This is a genomic window from Mesorhizobium sp. M7A.F.Ca.CA.004.06.1.1, assembly GCF_003999135.1.
Lineage (GTDB): Bacteria > Pseudomonadota > Alphaproteobacteria > Rhizobiales > Rhizobiaceae > Mesorhizobium.
Genome location: NZ_RZPQ01000850.1, coordinates 1 through 2,376 on the forward strand (window position 1 = coordinate 1; position 2,376 = coordinate 2,376).

Annotated in this window: 2 protein-coding genes and 1 pseudogene; 1 reads left to right on the plus strand and 2 read right to left on the minus strand. The window is 61.8% G+C overall.

What is annotated here, in order from left to right; translation table 11 throughout:
• Both EN906_RS31105 and hmgA read right to left on the minus strand, forming a co-directional pair.
• On the minus strand, positions 1 to 841 hold an 841-nt coding region (locus EN906_RS31105; protein ID WP_164777499.1), incomplete at its 3' end, for an MBL fold metallo-hydrolase.
• Between the two features lie 11 nt (positions 842 to 852).
• Positions 853 to 2,166, minus strand: a complete 1,314-nt coding sequence (gene hmgA, locus EN906_RS31110; protein WP_127269413.1) for a homogentisate 1,2-dioxygenase — start codon at positions 2,164 to 2,166, stop codon at positions 853 to 855.
• 88 nt (positions 2,167 to 2,254) lie between these two features.
• Between hmgA and EN906_RS38570 the strand changes: the two are divergent.
• Positions 2,255 to 2,376 (plus strand): annotated as a pseudogene (locus EN906_RS38570) (MarR family transcriptional regulator); the annotation flags it as partial.

A 2,376-nucleotide genomic window follows, 5' to 3' on the forward strand; every position in this document is an offset into this window, starting at 1 on the left:
CAACAAGACCGTCGCGGGCGATCGTCAAGTCGCCAGCCCATGTTTTCCTGACAGCGGCAGTCCAATCGGCCTCGCCGATCCCGGGATCGTCGGCCGGAATGAGATGATTGAGCACCAGTCTCTTGACGCCGGCATCGCTGGCGATGCTGCCGGCCTCTTCGGCAAAGCTGTGGCTGGCGAGCAGGTGGTCTTTCAGCCGCGCGCCATTGCCGGTCCTGGCCACCAGCCGCTCGATGCCTTCTTCCAGCATCGCCTCGTGGACGAGGATATCGGCGCCTTGGGCAAAATCCGCGAGCGGCGGAAAGAAGGCCGTGTCAGCGGAAAACACCACGCTTTTCCCGCTGTGTTCGAAGCGCAGGGCAAAACAGTCGGTCACCGGCGGATGCTCGACGCGCAGCGCCGAAACCGTCAAGCCGCCCTGTTCGACCACTTGGCCTTCGCCGAATTCGACGATCGAAACCAGGTCGCGAATATCCGGTCGGCCTTCATCGACGATGCGGATCTCGATATCGAACTCCATCGCCTGGCAAAAGCGCTGCCAGTAATGATCCGTGCCGGGCGGGCCGAACACGTGGACCGGGGTCGCCAGACCCGCCGTCCAGGCGGTGTGGATCAGCGGGCCCAGTTCCAGGACATGGTCGGAGTGCAGATGCGTGATGAAGATCAGATCGAGCGATTTCAGGCCGATGCCGGCATCGACCAGGCCACGCGTGACGCCAAGCCCGCAGTCGACGACGATGCTGCGGCCGCCGATCTGCAGCAGCGAAGAGCTTGGCCACGGACCGCCTGGCCGCAGCGCAGGGCCGCCCTTCGAGCCCAAAATCACCAACCGATCCGGCATTGGCTCGGTGCTCAAGACCAGTCGCCCTCGGGCGTGCCATTGAAACGCTTCTTCAGATCCGCCCAGCAGTCGATATAATTGTCCTGCCGGGTTTCGAGTTCGGCGCCGTAGCGGGTCAGCATTTGCGGAAATCGGGTCTCGAACATGAACGCCATGGTGTTGTCGAGCTTGACCGGTTTCAGGTCCGCGCGCGAGGCCTTTTCGAAGCCAGGCGCATCCGGTCCATGGGCCAGCATCAGATTGTGCAGACTGATGCCGCCGGGCACAAAGCCCTCTTCCTTGGCATCGTACTGGCCATGGATCAGGCCCATGAACTCGCTCATGATGTTGCGGTGGTACCAGGGTGGCCGGAACGTGTCTTCGGCCACCAGCCAGCGTGGCGGGAAGATGACGAAGTCGATATTGGCCGTGCCCTCCTCGCCGCTGGGTGCCGTCAGCACAGTGAAGATGGACGGGTCGGGATGGTCGAACAGCAGCGCGCCGACAGGCGAAAAGGTAGCCAGATCATATTTGTAGGGGGCGTAATTGCCGTGCCAGGCAACGACGTCCAGCGGCGAATGGCCGATCTCGGTGACATGGAAATTGCCGCACCATTTCACCGTCAGCCGGCACGGCGTTTCCTTCTCCTCGAACCAGGCGCAAGGCGTCTTGAAATCGCGCGGATTGGCCAGGCAGTTGGCGCCGATCGGGCCGCGGTCGGGCAGCGTCAACTTGGCGCCGTAGTTCTCGCAGACGTAGCCGCGCACTTCCTTGTCGACCAGCTCGACCTTGAAGACCAGACCGCGTGGCAGCACCGCGATCTCGCCGGGCCGCAGCTCAATGACGCCCATCTCGGTGACGAAGCGCAATGCGCCGACCTGCGGCACGACCAGCAATTCACCGTCGGAGTTGAAGAAATGGTCGTCGACCATCGAGCGGTTGGCGACATAGACATGTGCCGCCATGCCGGTCTGGCCGAGCACGTCGCCTGATGTGGTGATGCTGCGCATGCCGGCGATAAAATCGGTCGGCTCTTTCGGCATCGGCACCGGATTCCAGCGGTATTGGCCAAGCGCCAACTCATGATCGCCGACATTGGGCGCACTCTTCCACAAGGGATAGCTCGCAGGCTTGAAGCGGCCAGTGTGCTTGACGCTCGGCCGGATCCGGTAGAGCCAAGAGCGCTCATTGGTGCCGCGCGGGGCGGTGAAGGGCGAGCCCGAAAGCTGCTCGGCATAGAGGCCGTAGGCCGGCCGCTGCGGGGAGTTCCGTCCTTGTGGCAGCGAACCGGGCAGCGTCTCGGTTTCGAAGTCGTTGCCGAAACCCGGCATGTAGGAAAAGGCCATTGCTTCCTCCCCGGAATGGATCTCAATTGACCAAACTGGTTTCATTTGTAACCATTGAAAATGTAACCATCAATGGCGGCTTTGAAAAATGGCGATCAAGAGCGAAGCGTCCGACGCGCCTGAAATTCTCAATCTGGAAAATTTCCTGCCCTACCGGCTCTACCGGCTTGCCGACGCCGTCAGCCGCGAATTTTCGCGGATTTACAAGGA

What these genes read in the sequence shown, in the direction of transcription:
- hmgA (WP_127269413.1), bottom strand. Translation starts at nt 2,166, where the DNA reads ATGGCCTTTTCCTACATGCCGGGTTTCGGCAACGACTTCGAAACCGAG.